Raw genomic sequence first — 16,452 nt, 5'->3', positions numbered from 1 at the left:
CGTCGATGATGCACGCGCGAGATCGGTCATGACAGCACCGTCCGGTACACGTCGACCAGGGTGGCGGTGACCGCGTCCGGCTCCAGGCGGCGCAGCCGCTCGCGGCCGTCCGCGCGCTGCCGCGCGTCAAGGACCGGCACAAGCGCCGCGGCCAGGTCCGCGACGAGCGCGTCAGTCGCCTCGGCCGTGCCCCACGGGTCCGGGAACGGGACCACTGTGGACGGGCTGACGCCGTCCAGGATCTCCGGGGTGTCGCCGACGTCCACCGTGACGACTGGCAGGCCCATCACCGCGGCCTCCTTGACCACAAGCGGGCCGCTCTCGGTGCCGCGCCGCGAGGTGAGCAGCAGCGCATCAGCGGCGGCGAACTTGCGGACCACGGCATCGCGGTCCTGTCCGGCCTCGGCCAGCACCAGCTCGCGCACCGGACGCCCGTCCGAGGCGAGCCTGTCGACGACCGCGCGGAACACGTCGTACCCCTTCACCTGGTTCTCCGGTAGTGCTCCGAAGAGCACGACCTGGTCACCGGGGGCGATGCCGAAGCTGGCGCGGATCTTCTCGCGGTCCGGCGCGGTGGCCGGGGGCGTGAAGAGATCGAAATCGACCGCATTGGGTACGACGAAGCCGTCCGGATCGCCCGCCGCCACCGCGAGCCGCCGGGACGGGTAGATCGTGGCCGCAACGGTGCCGGTGGTGGCCCGGGTGATCCGGCGCTGCCACGGCTCGTTGACGTCGCTGCCGTACAGCGAGAGGACCCGGGGTGTGCCCTTGACCAGCCGGGAGGCGAGCGCGGTCAGTCCGTAGTGGACGTGCACCACGTCGTATCCGCCTGCTGCGGCCCGGGCGCGCACCCGCGTCGCGGCGGTCAGGTAGTCGGACTTGCCGCGCGACTGCGCGACCACCTCGACGTCGACGTGGTGGCCGGCCGCGCGCAGCGAGTCGACCTGGTCCTTGACGAAGACGCCGCGGAATCCGCCGGGGGACGGCCACAGGTTGGTGACCGCCAGGATGCGAAGCGACGGCGGGGGGTCCGCAGACCCACCCGCCGTCGCGAACGACTCGGACATCAGTTCCCGTCGAAGTACGAACGGACCGCGGCGATGACCTCGTCGCGCTGCGCGTCGGTCAGCTCCGGGTAGATCGGCAGGGAGGCGCACGTCGACTCGAACTTCTCGGTGTTCGGCAGGTCGCCGGTCTTGCCACCGAGGTACGCGAACGCCGGCTGCAGGTGCAGCGGCAGCGGGAAGTGGATGCCCGCGCCGATGCCGGCCGTCTTCAGGTGCGCGAGCAGCGCGTCCCGGTCCGCGGTGTGCAGCACGAAGTGGTGGTAGACGCCACGGCGGCCCGGGGCCTCCTCGACGAACGTCAGGTCGCCCACGCCCTCGAGACCGGCCCGGTACCCGGCGGCGATCTCACGGCGGCGGTCGTTGTCCGCGTCGAGCGTCTTCAGCTTCACGCCGAGGATCGCGGCCTGCAGCGTGTCGAGGCGGTGCGCGTACCCGATGATGTCGTGCGCGTACTTGCTGATCCGGCCGTGGTCGCGCAGCTTGCGGACCTTCTCGGCCAGCTCCGGGTCGTTCGTGGTGATCGCGCCGGCGTCACCGAACGCGCCCAGGTTCTTGCCCGGGTAGAACGAGAAGCAGGAGATCGCGCCGAACGCGCCGGCCCGCACGGTGGAGCCGTCGGCGAGCGTGAACGAGGAGCCGTGCGCCTGCGCCGCGTCCTCGATGATCGGGATGCCCGCCTCCTCCGCGATCGCGCCGATCGCGGAGAGGTCGACCGGCTGGCCGTGGATGTGCACCGGGATGATCGCCTTGACGTCGCCGGGGGCGAGCGCGGCCTTCAGCGCGGCCGGGTCCATGCAGCCGGTCTCCGGCTCGATGTCCACGAAGCGCGGGGTGGCGCCGAGCCAGACGACCGGTTCCGCGGTGGCGATGAACGTGTGACCCGGAACGGCCACCACGTCGCCCGGGCCGATCTCGAGCGCGGCCATCGCCAGGTGCAGCGCGGCGGTGCCGGAGCCGACGCCGACCGCGAAGCGCGCGCCGCAGAACTCGGCGAACGCGGCCTCGAACTCCACAAGCTCCTTGCCACCGATGAACCGGGTATTCGTGATGACCTCGGCCATGGCCGCGTCGATGCCGGCCTTGTGGCGCTGGTAGGACGCCTTGAGATCAACGAGGGGAATCGTCATGCGCTCGCTCCGATGGACTCGAGGGGTGGGTAGGGGCGGTGGTCCAGACCGGCCGGGCAGGTGAGCTCGTCGGTGGTCTTCGTCTGGCGGCCGGGGTTGCCGACCACCACGGCGCCGGGCGCGACGTCACGGGTGACGACGGTGCCGGAGCCGATGATCGCGCCCGCCCCGATGCGTACCCCGGGAAGGATCGTGGCATTTGCCCCGATCTTGGCGCCCTTCTCGATGTGCACGCCCTTCATGCAGGTCGAGACGGAGGGGCAGCGCGGGAACGGCGCGTTGGTGAGGGTGACGCGCGGGCCGATCCACGCGTCCTCCTCGATCACCGAGAACTCCGGGATGAAGCACTGCGAGTGGATCCGGACCCGGTCGCCGAGCGTCACGTGGTGCTCGACGACGGAGAGCGAGCCGATCGAGACGTTCTCGCCGATCGTGTTCGACTCGCGGACCAGCGCGTGGTGGCCGGTCGCGAACTTCGGGCCGATGACGTTGCCGGCGTAGAGCACGGTGTGGGTGCGCAGCGTGGCACCCGGGCCGATCACCGTCTTGGCGTCCGCGGGGCCGGAGCGGCCGATGACGCAGAACTCCTCGACGACGCTCCCCTCCCCCAGCTCGACGCCGTCCGCGACCACCGAGAGCGGGCTGATCATGCGCGCTTCCGGAGGGTGTTGACCGCGATCTGCTCGCCACCCTTGCGCAGCGACTCCTCGACGGCCTCAAGCACGGCCACCACCTCGACGCCGTTCCAGCCGTCGGTACGCGGGCGGGCGCCGGTGTCCACGCACTCCAGGAAGTGCTTGAGCTCGGCGCCGAGCGGCTCGGCCATCGGCAGGCTCGGCACCCGCATCGCACCGTCGCGCAGCTTGTACTGCCAGGCGCCGTACGCGTCCGGGTCGAGGCGGTCGGCGCCCTTGTCGTACACCCGGAGCTTGGTCTCGGAGTCGACGTCGTCGAAGACCATCATCTGCTTCGAGCCGACCACAGTGGTCTTGCGGGTCTTGGACGGGTCGAGCCAGCTGACGTGCATGTGGGCCAGCACGCCGCCCGGGTAGCCGACGGTCACGAAGACCACGTCGTCCACGTTCTCGTTCAGGTAGCGGGCGCCGCGAGCGGAGACCCACTCCGCGCCGCCGCCGACCAGGAAGTTCGCGATGGAGACGTCGTGCGGGCCGATCGAGGTGAACGCGTTGACGTCGCTCTGGATCCGGCCCAGGTTGAGGCGCTGCGAGTGCAGGTAGAGCAGGTCGCCGATCTCGCCGGCCTCGATGATCTTCTTCATCTCCAGCACGGCGGGCACGTACTCGAAGACGTGGCCGACCATCAGCACCTTGCCCGCCTCGTCCGCCTGGGTGGCGAGCGAGGCCGCGTCCTCGGTGGTGAGCGCGAGCGGCTTCTCCACCATCACGTGCTTGCCCGCGTCAAGCAGACGGCGGGTCAGCGGCGTGTGCGTGGCGGCCGGGGTGGCCACGATCGCGGCGGTCACCTCGGGGTCGTTGAGCACGATGTCGAGGTCGCTCACGACCTGCACCTGCGGGTAGAGCTGACGGGCGCGGGCGGCCCGCTCCTCCGACAGCTCCACCAGGTACCGCCAGCGCGGACCGGCGTGGTTCTGCAGGTTCCGGGCCAGGTTCGGACCCCAGTAGCCGAACCCGATAAGCGCGACTCCACTCATGCCGCGCTCCCCGGCTCGCCGCGGAATCGCCGTGGCCGGCGCTGAGTCAATGATTCGCTCGCAAGCTCACTCATTGTCGCCCCCTACTTCTCTTCGTCGGTACGGCGAGCGGTCGGCTCGTCGGCAGGCTCGGTGGTCTCCACGACAGCGGCCACGGGCGTCGCCACCCGGGACAGCATCACCCAGGCGATGCCCACCACGGTGAAGAACAGGGCCGGGAAGACCGGGTCCTCAAGCGACGGTGAGAGCACCGCGACCAGGCCACCGAAGACGATCACCGCGATGCCCCAGAGCGTGGTCGGGCCGGCCCGGTCCTGCTTCCACAGTTCCCGGCGATCGCCCCAGGCGTTGCGCAGCAGCGGCCAGGCCAGGAAGAAGATCCAGGTGAGGTACGCGAGTACGCCGAGCAGACCGGTCTCCACGAGCAGGTGCAGCCAGAACGAGTCGACCTGCTTCTCGTTGGACCCGTAGAGCTGGAAGCCCTCCGGGCCGAAGCGGGTGTCCGCGTACCACTTCGGGTCAGCGGTGTAGGCCGCGATGCCACCGAACTGGCCGATGCCGTAGCCGAGCACCGGGCGCTTGACGAACAGCTTGAGGCCCTGCTGTGCGTAGAGCACCCGGACCTCGCGCTCCGGGATGCCCTTGTCCTTGTCGCAGCCCTCGTTCGTCTCGACGCAGAAGTCGTCGTCCTCCGCGCCGCTGGGCAGCCAGAGCGCGCTCAGCACACCGCCGAGGCGGCGTTCCAGCTCGGCGCGGTTCTCGTCCGAGATCGCGACCTGGCCGACCGAGAAGACAAGCACCATCGCGGTGGCGGACGCGATCACGGCGTACCGGCCGCGGCGGATGAACGCGATGACGATCGCGGCGCCCAGGAAGCCGAGCGCGGACTCCCGGGACTGCGAGGCGGACATGGCCAGCGCGAGGAAGCCGAAGGCCAGCCACCACTTCCAGCCGATCCTCTCCTTCACCACGAACCAGCAGAGCAGGCCCATCAGCGCGATCGTGAGGAAGTGACCGAGGTGGTTCGGGTGGTCCATCAGCGCGTGCGCCCGGTTGATGTTCGCCCAGGTCATGTTGTTCCAGCCGAGAATGAGGTACGCATTCATGCCGAACAGGAACTGGAGCAGCGCGATCACCGCGTTCAGCACGACCAGGACCGCGACCGGGGTGAGCACCCAGCGGATCTGCTTCTTGTCCGGCCGGGCCGCGCGCCACGCGTAGAACACGATCACGCCGCGCAGGTAGACGTAGCCGGCCTGGGCGGTAAGCGACAGGTCCGAGCCGTTGGTCAGGCCGGCCAGCGCGAGCACCACGCCGAGCACGAGGACCGCGATGTCGGCCTTGGTGGTGAAGTCACGCCACCTGTTGCTGATCAGCACGACCAGCGCGGTGGTGGCGAGGAGGATCAGGTAGACCGCGTTCTTGATCTGCTTGGGCCACGCCGGCAGGTCTTCGATCGTGCGGTTCGTGGCCACGTCGACGGTCGTGGTGCTGAAGAGGGTCTGCACCCACGCTTCCAGCACGACCTCGACGAGGAGGAAGGACAGCAGGACGAGCAGGACTCCGGACAGCAAGCGAGTGATGCGACCGCGCGCCGAGGGCGCCGCATCATCCCGCTCGGCGTCACGCGCGAGAACCATCGAGGACAACCTGAACTCTTCCCGCCGCCACCGAGCCGGTGGCGGTCTTAGCCGGCCCCGCGGGGGCCGAGCGCCGTCGGACAGGGACAGTGGCCAGGATCGGGATCCGGCCACCTTTTCGGTTGACGGAGGCCGTCGCGGAACCGGCATCCGCCAGAAGGCTACCTTTCACGCAGCGTCACCGCTACCCGGGGTGGCGGGCGTGCCGCGGCCGTCGCGCCAGAGCGTGCAGAGGTCTCCCGCCAGCACCGATGCGCCTATCAAAGCCCCTAGCAGGGCCGCTGCGACATCTACTGGAACGCCCGTTTCGAGGTGGTCCAGGAGGGTCGCGAAAGCAAGTGCCGAACCGACTACGCTGAGTGCGCGAAGGACCGGGCCGAGCCAGGACATCCGCTGCAGCCGCCACGCGATGATCAGCGGTCCGCCGGCAGTGATCGCGGTTCCGAGCACATAACCGGCGGCGACGCCCGTCGCGCCGAACAGCGGGGCGAGCACGGCCACCGAGATCAGGCCGGTGGTGGCGCCCGCGACCGAGGAGAGCACCGGCACCCGGACGTGCGCGCCGCTGGACAGCGAGTTCACGGCCGCGACCGGGATGACCGCGAGGTACGTCCCGGCAAGCATCAGGCGCAGGATCGGGGCGCCGTCCGCGTACCTGCCGGAGCCGAAGATGGTCAGTACCTCCGGCGCCAGCAGGATCGCGCCCACGAAGAGCGGCGCGAGCACTGCCAGCAGCGCACGGGTGGAGACGTCCGCCTGCCTGCGCACGCCCTCGACGTCGCCGGCCCCGTGCGCGCGGGCCATCGTCGGGAAGAGCACCATGCCGAGCGCGCGGGGCAGGAAGTAGAACGGCGAGACGAGCACGACCGAGGCGCCGAAGTAGGCGACAGCGGTCTTCGAGGCGAACAGGCCGGCAAGCAGCTGGGTGCCCTGGAGGAAGCCGCTGGCGCAGACCGTGCCGACGACCGCGAGCGCGACGTAGACCCCGATCTCGCGACGGTCCGGGACGTACCCCCGAGGCGTCTGTGATCTGGTCTTCCGCAGCCGCCACCAGCCGGCCAGGCCGAAGAGGCCGTAGCCAAGCGCCAGCGGCAGCAGGTAGAACGGGACGCCGGCCAGGACCACGACGACCGTGGCGCCGATGGCGATCACCGAGGAGGCCAGTTCCAGCTTCGCGTAGTGGGCGACCTCGCCGAACGCGTAGAGCGTGGCCTTCTGCACCGTGTACGCGCAGAACGTCACGCAGAGCAGCACGACCTGGGCCACGTCGCGCGCGCCCAGGTCATAGACGAACGCGGCGATCGCGCCCGCGCCGCCGCCGAGCACCACTGCCGAGACGAGCCCGAGGCGGGAGAGCAGCCGGTCGACGCCGCCGACCGCCTCCTGATCACCGCGGCCCTGCTGGAACGGGATGAACCGGGACGCGGCACTTGCCAGCCCGGCCGGCAGTAGCAGGCTGGCGAGCGTGCTGACCGCGACAAGCGAGACGACCAGGCCGTAGGTCTCCGGGTCGGTCGCCCGGGCGACAAGCGTGCCGTGGATGACCCGGGTCAGTCCCAGCGCGACAAGCGCGGCGAGACTTGCGGCCCCGCTGCGGGCCAGCCGCGCCGGCGCGGTCTTCCCGTCAACCACGGTTCTTCCGGGCCGCCAGCCGGTCGATCACGTCGAAGTAGATCTGCTTCTGCGCACTCCAGCGCAGCCCCTCCATCACCTTCGCGGCGCGGGCGGCCTGCTCAAGCGCGCGATCCGGGTCCTTGGCCAGCGCGATCATCGCGTCCCGCAGCGTCTCCGGCGTGGCCGGGTCGACGTAGGTGACCGCGTCGTCAGGGAAGTACCGCTCGATCACCGGGTTACGGAACGTGATGCACGGGACGCCGAGCGCGGAGTACTCAAGCAGCTTGGTCGGCAGCACGCCCTCGGTCCACTGGTCGAGCATGCTCGGCACCAGGCCGATGTGCACGTTCTCCAGCTCGCCGACGATCTCGGTCATCGTGAAGAGGCCGGTCGGCAGGTCCACCGCGTCCTCGATGCCGAGCTCGCGCGCGGTCGCGGCGACCTCGTCGATGCCGTCGCCGCCGCCCCTTATCTGCACGCGCGCGCCGGGCAGCTCCTTGCGGACCTCGGCAAGCGCCCTCGTCACGTTCGCCAAGCCGTGCCGGGGGGCTATGAGGCCGTGGTAGCTGAAGACGATCTCGCCGTCCGGCTCCCAGCGCAACGGCTCCGCGCGCGGCTTGAACAGGCGCTCGTCGGGGCAGTTCATCACGACCGAGACCGGCTTGTTCGTGTCCGCGCGCACCAGGTCGGCGTACGGCTCGTGGACCGTCATCACCTCTGTCGCGAACCGCAGCGCCGCCCGCTCGGAGAGCCGCACGCCGGACATGATCGCGCTCTTGCCCTCGAACTTCGCCGCGAACAGCTTGCTTGTCAGGTCGTGCACGTCGAGCAGGAGCGGCACGCCGGCCAGACGCTGCGCCACGCCGGCGAAGACCAGCGCCTCCGGCATCGAGTGCGCCTGCAGCACGTCGAACCGCCGGGGGTGGCGGGTCAGCCAGGCGGTGGCGCGCGCGCCGAACGAGCCGTACAGGCCGAGGTAGGACTTCGCGGACGAGCCCCGGTACTTCCTGACCGGGAGGTGGATCACGCGGACGCCCTCGACCACGTCCTCACGCGGGCGGCCCTCGGCGTGCAGCGCGAGCACCGTCACCTCGTCGCCGCGGGCGACAAGCGCCTCGGCCTGGCGGCGAACCCGGGGGTCGGACTCGTACTGGCTGATCACGATCATGCCGATGCGGAGCGGCCGTCGGGCTGCGGCGTCACTGTCTGCGGTCACAGTCTCGGCCCGAGAGGAAGGAGTCGGGGACACCCGCAGACAATAGGTCGGCGGCGCCGCGCAACGGCGACCGGGGGGTCTTTGTGTGAGAAGCTTTCGCCCATTTTCACCATCCGTCGCTAGCGCACTGCTTCGAGGATTACCTTCGCACGCGGGCTAGGGTGACGGGTGTGAACCGGAGACCGCTGCTCGCCATCGACGCGCCCAGCCTGTACTTCCGCGCCTACTTCGGCATCCCGGAGTCGGCCGCCCGCGCGCCCGACGGCAGCCCGGTCAACGCGGTGCGCGGCTTCACCGACATGCTCGCCACGCTGATCCGCACCCGCCGGCCGGACAGGGTGGTCTGCGCGCTCGACGCGTCCTGGCGGCCCGAGTGGCGGGTCGCGCTGATCCCCTCCTACAAGGCGCACCGGGTCGCGGTCGCACCCGCGGTCGAGGAGGTGCCGGACACGCTGGTGCCGCAGGTGCCGATCATCCTGGAGCTGCTGGCCGCGGTCGGCATCCCGGCGTTCGGCGTGGACGGCTACGAGGCGGACGACGTGCTCGGCACGCTTGCTTTTTCTCAAGAGAAACCGGTCGAGGTGGTGTCCGGCGACCGCGACCTGTTTCAGCTGGTCGACGACGCGCGCGGCACCCGGCTGCTCTACTGCGGGCGCGGCGTGGCCAAGCTTGAGGACGCGGACGAGGCGCTGGTCCGGGCCAAGTACGGCGTGGCACCCCAGCGGTACGCGGACTTCGCGGCACTGCGCGGCGACCCCAGCGACGGGCTGCCCGGCGTCGCAGGCGTCGGCGACAAGACCGCGGCCCGGCTGGTCGAACGCTACGGCGGGCTCGACGACATCCTGGCCGCGCTTGACGACCCGTCGGCAGGCTTCGCCGCGGGTGTGCGCACCAAGCTGCTGGCGTCCCGCGACTACCTGCGGGCGGCCGGGCCGGTCTGCCGGGTGGCGACAGATGTGACGCTGCCCGACTCCTCCTTCGCGCTCCCCGCCTCGCCGGTCGACCCGGACGCGCTGATGACGCTCGCCGACAGGTGGAACCTCGCCGGCCCGTGCAAGCGCCTCGTCGACGCGATCAGTGAGCCTTCTTCAACCTGATCGGTCTACACACTCCATGAGCGCCCGCCCCAGCACCGCGTGCGCCTGCACCGCCGGGTGCGTCGAGCCGTAGTTCAGCAGGTCACCGAGCCGGTCCGCGAAAACCGAGAACACAAGCGCGGGCCGGCCGGCACGGTCGAAGACCACGCCTGCCTCGTGCCGGGACGCGAAGTCGTCCTCCCAGTCCGCGCCGTACTTGCTCGCCACCCGGGACCGCTCCTCCGACGACATCACCCGCCGGATCCCGTCGTGATATCCGCTCAGCCCGCGCAGCACCCCGACCATGAACGCGGTGCTGCCCGGCTTCAGAAGCGTGCCCGCGACCAGCCGGGACAGCAGGTCGTGCGTCTCACGCGGCGTGGTCACGCCGAGGAAGAAACGGTGCGGGTCCTCGACCGGCTCGACACGGGTATGCGTGAAACCCTTCGCGGCCAGGATCTCGTTGATCTCCCGCGCCGGGACGAGACGGCCACAGAGCCGGACCGCAGTGTTGTCGGAGACCAGAAGCATCGCGGTAAGCACGTTCGCCACGGTGACGCGGTCGCCCCAGACGGTCTGCAACGCGTAACTGCCACTGCCCGCCAGCACGATCTCCGCGGGCACGTCCACCAGGCCGGCGAGATCGACGGTGCCGCGGTCGACGGCGTCCAGCACCGCGACCGCGACCGCCAGTTTCTGCACGCTGTAGCCGTACAGCACCGCATCCGCATCGTCCTCCACGACAGTGACGCCGTCGTGGGTGATCAGCGCGTGCCAGCGCCCGCCGGCCTTCGCCGCCTGCTCCCGGTACACCTCAGGCACGGACCCGAATCTCTGCACGAGCCGGAATCGTAGCCATCGACAGCCCGGACAACGCCGCCGCCGCGCCCACCACGAACAGCAGCCCGAACGCCGGCAGCCCCAGCCACTCCCACGGCGGGTGCGCGATCCGGTGCGGCTCGGCCAGCTGATGCCGGGCCATCACCCACACGCTCACCAGCACCGGCCCCCAGAACAGCGCCATCGCGATGCCGCACAACCGCCTACGTGATCAATCAGTGGAGCGAAATGTAGGTCAAGTAGCGCTGTGGATCTATCTTTTGCTCCACTGATTGATCGCTCAGCGCGGGCTACGGGGGCCGGGCCACCGCGGGGCTGGGGCCCGCGGGAGCGTGCGGGCCGGGCCACGGCGGGAGTGGGTAGATGGGGTGGTTCAGGGTCTTGTGGGGAGGGCGGTGAAGGCGCGGCGGAGGTGGGCGGCGGATTCGGCGAGGGCGCGTTGGGCGGTGTCGAGGGCGGGGGCGGCGGCGAGGAAGCCGTGCATGACGCCGGTGTAGCGGGTGGTGGTGACCGGGATGCCTGCGGCGGCGAGGTGGTGGCCGAGCGTTTCGGCCTGGTCGCGGAGGGGGTCGCGGTCGGCGGTGATGATCAGGGTGGGTGGGAGGCCGGACAGGGACGTGGACGGGATGGAGAGGAGGTCGAGGCGGCGGTCGGTGGCGGCGCCGGGCGGGACGGCGTGGGAGAGCAGCCAGGAGAGCGCGGTCAGGGAGAGTGGCTTGGCGTCGGCTTCGGAGGTCATCGACGAGCCGAACGGGTCGAGCGTGGCGAGCGGGTGGACCAGGACCAGCGCGGCCGGTGGCGTGTGGAGGGTGCGGCGCAGGCTGCAGGCGGCGGAGGCGGCCATGGTGGCGCCGGTGAAGTCGCCGGCAAGCGCGATGCGGGACGGGTCCGCGCCGAGGAAGCGGGAGTGGTCCTCCAGCCAGTGGTACGCGGCGAGCACGTCGTCGAACGCGGCGGGGAACAGGTGTTCCGGTGCCAGGCGGTGTTCGGGTGAGACGACGATCGCGCCGGTACGGTTGGTGAGCGCCCGGCAGATCGTGTCCGTCTCGTCCGTGGTGCGGAGGACCCAGCCGCCGCCGTGTGCCCAGAGGATGACCGGCAGCGGCTCGTCCTGGCCGCCGGACGGGTGGTAGACGCGGATCGGCAGGCCGCCGTGCAGCAGCATGGTGCGGACGTCGCCGACCTGCTCGGGGGCCCAGTGGGGCAGCACGGCGCGGACCGCGGCGGCCAGCCCGGGGCGGCGGCGGGCCCGGTTCACGGTGAGTGTCTCGAGCGGCGCCGGGTGCAGCACGGCAAGCGCGTCGAGGATTCGTTGCGCCTGCGGTTCGAGCAGGCCGGACGGGTCGGTGGCGAGTACGTCGCGGCGGCCGGAGACGCGGTCGCGGAAACGGTCGACGGCCGCGGTGGCGGGGTCGGTGAGCCGGTGGGCGAGCGCGCCGGTCGGCCCGTGCGGGTGCGGGCGGGTGGGGGCGGCGCGCATCGCGGCCAGCCAGTCCTGGCCGAGGGCGGGCATGCGTTCCGCACCGAGTTGGTTGCGCAGGTGCGGGAGGTACTCCTCTTCCTCCTCGGTCGCGTGCGTGTGGACGTCGGTGATGAGTTCCTGGACGGCGTCCTCGAACTCGGGGTCGCCGGGTTCGCTCTGCTGGATGACGACGAGGAGTTCCTTGAGCCGCCTGTTCTCGTCGCGCAGGTGCTGGGCCTCGGCGGCGGCGCCGGCCTTGGCGAGTGCGGGGCAGAGCACGCGTTCTTCCGCGTCGGTCTGCCGGGACAGCTCGTAGGTGACCTGGTCGGCGAGGACGCGGCGGTCGCCACGGCCGGCGGCGAGGTGCTGGAGTTGGCGTTCGACGACGGCGTGCCCGTCCGCGACGATCCGGTCCAGGTCACCGGGTCCGGTGGAATAGTTGAGCATGATCGGCCTCCCTCGCGCGAGACCCTCAGTGAACGGTGTCCCGGTTGCGAGAAAGCCGGTTTCAGATCTTTGCCGCCGCGGCGATCACGGTGGTCAGCGCCGCGTGCAGGTCCTGCAGTTGGGAGAGGGGCAGGCCGAGGCGCTCGACGATGGTGCCGGGGATCTTCTCCGCCTGGGCCCGGAGCGCGCGCCCGGCGTCGGTGAGCGTGACGGCGAGGCTGCGCTCGTCGTGCGGGTCGCGCTCGCGGCGGACCAGCCCGCCGGCCTCAAGGCGTTTGAGCAGCGGGGAGAGCGTGCCCGGGTCGAGCAGCAGCAGGCCGCTCAGCTCTTTGACAGAGAGCGGCGAGTGCTGCCAGAGCGCGAGCATCACCAGGTACTGCGGGTGGGTGAGCCCCATCGGTTCGAGAAGCGGCCGGTAGACGCCGACGACGGTGCGGGACGCCACGGAGAGCGCGAAGCAGACCTGACGTTCGAGCGCCAGCGAGTCCTCAGTCACGGTGCCATCCTACCGATAGTTGGTGTACAAAGTATTTGTACACCAACCGTGGGAGGCCTCGCGATGATGAAGAACCCGGAAGACGGCGGCTGGGTCTGGCGGCAGCTCTACAAGATCTTCGGCCCGGCCACCGTGTCCGGCGACGCGCTCCAGGGCTGCACCCAGGAGGCCCGCGACCAGTGGAAGCGCCACCTCGAGTCGCGCAAGAGGGCCTGACGGCCCGGGTCGACGGGTCCGCAGCCCCCCGCGCGCTCGGGCGTTTTCCGGCACGCTCGTCAACGGATAGAGATCGCACGAGGGGGTACGCGATGACGGTGACCGCTGTCGACGAAAACCTGCTGCACACACTCGCCGAACCCGGCGACGACGAGATCGCGAGCCTGGATGCCTGGTGGCGGGCGAACAACTACCTGACCGTCGGCCAGATCTACCTGGGCGCGAACCCGCTGCTACGCGAGCCGCTCACGGCCGGCCACATCAAGCCGCGCCTGCTCGGGCACTGGGGCACCAGCCCCGGCCTGTCGTTCATCTACGCGCACGTGTCCCGGCTGATCGCGAGGACCGGGCAGGAGGCGATCTACCTGGCCGGGCCCGGCCACGGCGGCCCCGCGCTTGTCGCGGCCGGATACCTGGAGGGCACCTACTCGGAGATCTACCCGAAGGTGTCGCTCGACGAGCCGGGCATGCTGCGGCTGTTCCGCCAGTTCTCCGCGCCGGGCGGCATCCCGAGCCACGTCTCCGTCACGACGCCCGGCTCCATCCACGAGGGCGGTGAGCTGGGGTACGTGCTCGTGCACGCGTTCGGCTCGGTGATGGACAACCCGGACCTGCTGTCGATCGCTGTGGTCGGCGACGGCGAGGCGGAGACCGGCCCGCTCGAGGGCTCCTGGAAGGGCATCTCCTTCATCAACCCGGCGCACGACGGCGCCGTGCTGCCGATCCTGCACCTCAACGGCGCGAAGATCGCCGGGCCGACGGTGCTCGGGCGCAAGAGCCCGCAGGAGGTGCACGCGCTGTTCGAGGGCCACGGGTACGAGGTCATCGAGGTCTCCGGCGCGGACGTACCCGGCATGCACAGGCGGTTCGCGGCCGCGCTGTCCGACGCGTGGGGCAAGATCCGCACGATCCAGGACCGGGCGCGCGGCGGCGGGTGGGACGGCAACCGGCCCCGCTGGCCGCTGATCATCCTGCGCACGCCGAAGGGCTGGACCGGCCCGGACGAGGTGGACGGCATCCAGGTGGCCGGCACCTGGCGGGCGCATCAGGTGCCGCTGTCAGGCGTCCGGGAGAACCCGGATCACCTGCGGATGCTCGAGGAGTGGATGAGGTCGTACCGGCCGGAGGAGCTCTTCGACGCGCAGGGCAGGCCGACCGAGCTGGTCACGGCGCTGAACCCGGCCGGGGATCTGCGGATGAGCGCGAGCCCGCACGCGAACGGCGGCCGGCTCACCCGCGACCTGAACATCCCGGACTTCCGTGACTATGCGGTAGAGGTAAAGGCGCCGGCCACTGTCAAGGCCGAGTCGACGCGCAAGCTCGGCGAACTGATGCGCGACATTTACCGCGATAATTCGCACAATTTCCGGCTTTTCTGTCCGGATGAGACGAACAGCAACCGGCTCGGCGCGGTCTTCGAGGCGTCCGACCGGGGCTTCATGGAGCAGACGTTCGAGTCCGACACCGCGCTCAGCCGCGACGGCCGGGTGATGGAGGTGCTCTCCGAGCACAACTGCCACGGCTGGCTTGAGGGCTACACGCTCACCGGGCGGCACGGCATGTTCGCCACCTACGAGGCGTTCGCCATGGTCAGCGCGTCGCAGACGGTCCAGCACGGCAAGTGGCTGCAGGAGTCGCGGCGGCTGGACTGGCGGGCCGAGGTGCCGAGCATGAACATCCTGCTCACCTCCACCGCCTGGCGCAACGACCACAACGGGTTCTCGCACCAGGGTCCCGGGCTGATCCAGGTGGTGCTCACCCAGCGCGGCGACATCGCCCGCGTCTACCTGCCGCCGGACGCGAACACGCTGCTCAGCGTGGCGGACCACTGCCTGCGGTCGCGGTCGTACATCAACCTGATCGTGATCGACAAGCAGCCGCAGCCGCAGTGGCTGACCATGGACGAGGCGATCGCGCACTGCGCCAGTGGCGCCGGCATCTGGGACTGGGCCGGCAACGACGACGAGAGCCGCGAACCGGACATCGTGCTTGCCTGCGCGGGCGACGTGGTCACCATGGAGACCGTGGCCGCCGCGCAGATCCTCAAGGAGCGGCTGCCGCAGTTCGCCGTGCGCGTGGTGAACGTGGTCGACCTGATGACGCTGGTCCGGCCGAAGGACCACCCGCACGGCATGAGCGAGACCCGGTTCACGGAGCTGTTCACCGACACGGTCGACGTGATCTTCGCGTTCCACGGCTACCCCGGCGCGATCCACCAGCTGGTCCACGGCCGGCCGGACGCGGACCGGTTCCGGGTGCGCGGTTTCGTCGAGGAGGGCACCACCACCACGCCGTTCGACATGACGGTGCGTAACCGGGCGTCCCGGTACCACCTGGTGATGGACGCGATCAACAACGCAAAGCGGCTCCCGCACGGCGCGGCCGAGCTGAAGGAGTGGTGCATGCAGAAGCTGGCCGAGCACGAGGCCTACGTGGTTGAGCACCTGGAGGATCTGCCGGAGATCCGCGACTGGTCGCTTTAAGATCAACCCATTCCGGGGGTACGGCTGGGAAAACGTACCCCCGGAATGGGTTCTGGGGTGTTTACCGCTTTTGCAGGCTTTCGGGTGCGGGCCGGCGCGTGCCTAGACTGACAGCGTGGACTCCCCCGCCCGCCCCGCCCACCGACCGCGCACCGGCGCGCCGGCCGGGCAGCGCGGGCACCTCCACCAGGCCGTGTTCCACTCCTCCGACGCCGAACTGCTCGCGATCGTGCTGCCGTTCCTGATCGAGGGCGAGGCCGCCGGCGAGCCCACACTCGTCACGCTCGGCGACGCGCACACCGCACTGATCCGCGACGCGCTCCCGCCGGGCGTCAAGGTCGACTTCCTGCCGGCCGAGGCCCGCTACGTGCGCCCCGCGTCCGCGATCCGCGAGTACCGGTCCCTGCTGTCCGGGCACGTCCAGGCCGGCGCCACCCGGATCCGCCTGGTCGGCGCGCTGCCCCCGGCGCTGTTCGGCACCTCCTGGGACGCGTGGGCGCGCTACGAGTCCGCGGTCAACCACGCGTACGACGAGTTCCCGGTCTGGAGCATGTGCGCCTACGACCGCACACGCACGCCCGCACGTGTGCTTGACGACGTGGCCCGCACCCACCCCTCGGCGGCCGGGCGCGTACCGGTCCCCCACCCGTCCTACCTGCCCCCGGCCTCGTTCCTCGCGGCGGTGCGGTCCCGGGCCGGCGACCCGCTCCCCGCGCCCCACCTGGAGCTGCGAGCCCCGTCCCCCGCCGAGGCCCGGCACGCGATCTGCACGGCCGGCGGCGCCCTCGGCCCGGACGCGCTCGACGACCTGAGCGTCTCCGTGAGCGAGACGGTCACCAACGCACACCGGCACGGCACACCCCCGGTCACGGTCCGCCTCTGGACCCTCCCCGACCGCCTGGTCGTCTCCGTCTCCGACGGCGGCCTCGGCCCGGCCGACCCGTTCACCGGCCTGCTCCCGGCCGGCGACGGCGCCCGCGGCGGCCTCGGCCTCTGGGTCACCCACCAGTGCTGCGACCACGTCACCGAACACCACGGCCCGAACGGCTACACCGTCACCATGACAATGCTCACCGGCCGGTAGAGCCTGCCCGCG

At 70.8% G+C, this 16,452-nt stretch carries 15 protein-coding genes; 4 read left to right on the top strand and 11 right to left on the bottom strand.

Annotated elements, in window-relative coordinates:
- Positions 1 to 26: 26 nt before the first annotated feature.
- The 7 genes from ACIA8K_RS31485 to ACIA8K_RS31455 all read right to left on the bottom strand — a co-directional run bounded on the left by ACIA8K_RS31485 (position 27) and on the right by ACIA8K_RS31455 (position 8,336).
- Positions 27 to 1,067, bottom strand: a complete 1,041-nt coding sequence (locus ACIA8K_RS31485; protein WP_396065820.1) for a glycosyltransferase family 4 protein — start codon at positions 1,065 to 1,067, stop codon at positions 27 to 29.
- Entirely contained in the window at positions 1,067 to 2,194 is a 1,128-nt protein-coding gene (locus ACIA8K_RS31480) for a DegT/DnrJ/EryC1/StrS family aminotransferase (protein ID WP_396065818.1), read from the bottom strand. Before ACIA8K_RS31480 ends, ACIA8K_RS31485 begins: the two co-directional genes overlap by 1 nt.
- On the bottom strand, positions 2,191 to 2,844 hold the full coding sequence (locus ACIA8K_RS31475) for an acyltransferase (RefSeq protein ID WP_396065816.1): 654 nt from the start codon (positions 2,842 to 2,844) through the stop codon (positions 2,191 to 2,193). The genes ACIA8K_RS31480 and ACIA8K_RS31475 overlap by 4 nt, the downstream gene beginning before the upstream one ends.
- Complete coding sequence (locus ACIA8K_RS31470; RefSeq protein WP_396065814.1) at positions 2,841 to 3,866, bottom strand: Gfo/Idh/MocA family protein; 1,026 nt, start codon at positions 3,864 to 3,866, stop codon at positions 2,841 to 2,843. The genes ACIA8K_RS31475 and ACIA8K_RS31470 overlap by 4 nt, the downstream gene beginning before the upstream one ends.
- 83 nt (positions 3,867 to 3,949) lie before the next feature.
- Positions 3,950 to 5,440 carry an O-antigen ligase family protein gene (locus ACIA8K_RS31465; RefSeq protein WP_396065812.1) on the bottom strand — a complete coding sequence of 497 codons (1,491 nt, stop codon included), beginning with the start codon at positions 5,438 to 5,440 and terminating at the stop codon, positions 3,950 to 3,952.
- Positions 5,441 to 5,674: 234 nt separating this feature from the next.
- Entirely contained in the window at positions 5,675 to 7,138 is a 1,464-nt protein-coding gene (locus tag ACIA8K_RS31460) for a lipopolysaccharide biosynthesis protein (RefSeq protein ID WP_396065810.1), read from the bottom strand.
- The gene (locus ACIA8K_RS31455; protein ID WP_396065808.1) at positions 7,131 to 8,336 is read right to left on the bottom strand and encodes a glycosyltransferase; all 1,206 of its coding nucleotides are present in this window, start codon (positions 8,334 to 8,336) and stop codon (positions 7,131 to 7,133) included. Before ACIA8K_RS31455 ends, ACIA8K_RS31460 begins: the two co-directional genes overlap by 8 nt.
- A 170-nt stretch (positions 8,337 to 8,506) precedes the next feature.
- Between ACIA8K_RS31455 and ACIA8K_RS31450 the strand changes: the two genes are divergently transcribed.
- On the top strand, positions 8,507 to 9,433 hold the full coding sequence (locus tag ACIA8K_RS31450; RefSeq protein ID WP_396065806.1) for a 5'-3' exonuclease H3TH domain-containing protein: 927 nt from the start codon (positions 8,507 to 8,509) through the stop codon (positions 9,431 to 9,433).
- Here the strand turns inward: ACIA8K_RS31450 and ACIA8K_RS31445 are convergent.
- The 4 genes from ACIA8K_RS31445 to ACIA8K_RS31430 form a co-directional block, all read right to left on the bottom strand.
- A complete protein-coding gene (locus ACIA8K_RS31445) occupies positions 9,425 to 10,234 on the bottom strand; it encodes a serine hydrolase (protein ID WP_396065804.1) in 810 nt (269 codons plus the stop codon). The genes ACIA8K_RS31450 and ACIA8K_RS31445 overlap by 9 nt on opposite strands.
- Entirely contained in the window at positions 10,227 to 10,436 is a 210-nt protein-coding gene (locus tag ACIA8K_RS31440) for a hypothetical protein (protein ID WP_396065802.1), read from the bottom strand. Before ACIA8K_RS31440 ends, ACIA8K_RS31445 begins: the two co-directional genes overlap by 8 nt.
- Positions 10,437 to 10,625: 189 nt before the next feature.
- The gene (locus ACIA8K_RS31435; RefSeq protein WP_396065800.1) at positions 10,626 to 12,161 is read right to left on the bottom strand and encodes an alpha/beta hydrolase fold domain-containing protein; all 1,536 of its coding nucleotides are present in this window, start codon (positions 12,159 to 12,161) and stop codon (positions 10,626 to 10,628) included.
- Positions 12,162 to 12,222: 61 nt separating this feature from the next.
- Entirely contained in the window at positions 12,223 to 12,657 is a 435-nt protein-coding gene (locus ACIA8K_RS31430; RefSeq protein ID WP_396065798.1) for a MarR family winged helix-turn-helix transcriptional regulator, read from the bottom strand.
- A 66-nt stretch (positions 12,658 to 12,723) separates the two neighbouring features.
- On the opposite strand from ACIA8K_RS31430, the gene ACIA8K_RS31425 reads away from it, so the two are divergent.
- The 3 genes from ACIA8K_RS31425 to ACIA8K_RS31415 all read left to right on the top strand — a co-directional run bounded on the left by ACIA8K_RS31425 (position 12,724) and on the right by ACIA8K_RS31415 (position 16,440).
- Entirely contained in the window at positions 12,724 to 12,873 is a 150-nt protein-coding gene (locus tag ACIA8K_RS31425) for a hypothetical protein (protein WP_396065796.1), read from the top strand.
- 92 nt (positions 12,874 to 12,965) lie between these two features.
- Complete coding sequence (locus ACIA8K_RS31420; RefSeq protein ID WP_396065794.1) at positions 12,966 to 15,356, top strand: phosphoketolase; 2,391 nt, start codon at positions 12,966 to 12,968, stop codon at positions 15,354 to 15,356.
- 115 nt (positions 15,357 to 15,471) lie between these two features.
- The gene (locus tag ACIA8K_RS31415; RefSeq protein WP_396065792.1) at positions 15,472 to 16,440 is read left to right on the top strand and encodes an anti-sigma factor RsbA family regulatory protein; all 969 of its coding nucleotides are present in this window, start codon (positions 15,472 to 15,474) and stop codon (positions 16,438 to 16,440) included.
- Positions 16,441 to 16,452: the final 12 nt, after the last annotated feature.

Origin of the sequence: Catenuloplanes sp. NPDC051500 (genome assembly GCF_044454585.1) — a bacterium.
GTDB lineage: Bacteria > Actinomycetota > Actinomycetes > Mycobacteriales > Micromonosporaceae > Catenuloplanes.
The sequence above is the reverse complement of the archived record's forward strand: the minus strand, read 5'-3'. Positions and strand labels throughout refer to the sequence as shown.